The organism is Buchnera aphidicola (Pemphigus obesinymphae) (assembly GCF_026122815.1).
Taxonomy (GTDB): domain Bacteria; phylum Pseudomonadota; class Gammaproteobacteria; order Enterobacterales; family Enterobacteriaceae; genus Buchnera_C; species Buchnera_C aphidicola_BJ.
The window spans coordinates 1-542 of sequence record NZ_JAIWQW010000074.1 but is presented as its reverse complement, the minus strand read 5'-3'; the positions used below and the strand labels follow the sequence as shown (position 1 = coordinate 542).

Annotated in this window: 1 pseudogene; it reads right to left on the bottom strand. The window is 29.5% G+C overall.

Features of this window, described 5'->3' with window-relative positions:
• A pseudogene (locus LDP10_RS03155) lies at window positions 1-542 on the bottom strand (ornithine carbamoyltransferase subunit F); the annotation flags it as partial.

Below are 542 nucleotides of genomic sequence, written 5' to 3'. Positions count from 1 at the left end.
TTTTGTTAATTGAATCATATTTTCATTTACCTGGTATTTTTTTAGTAATTGAATTCTATCTATCCATAATTTATCTGGTTCTCCCATAGATACCCAAACATCTGTATAAATAAAATCTACATTTTTTACGCCTTCTTCAATGTTTTCAGTACATAGTATTGTACCTTTTTTTTCTTTTGATATTGATTGGCATTGTAAAAAAAATTGATCATCCGGCCAATATTTTTTAGGAGCTACTAATCTTAAATTTAGACCAGTAATAGCTGCTGCTTCTAACATGGTATTACTAATATTATTGTTAGCATCACCTACGTAAGCACAAGTAATTTCTCTTAAGTTTTTTTCATTTAGTGTTTCTTGCATAGTTAATAAATCTGCCAGTATTTGAGTAGGATGAAATTGATCTGTCAATCCGTTCCATACCGGAACTGTAGAACATTTAGCCAAAATATTGATTATGTTATGATTATGTCCTCTATATTCTATTCCATGATACATGCGACTTAGTACTTTTGCCGTATCTGCAATAGATTCTTTATATC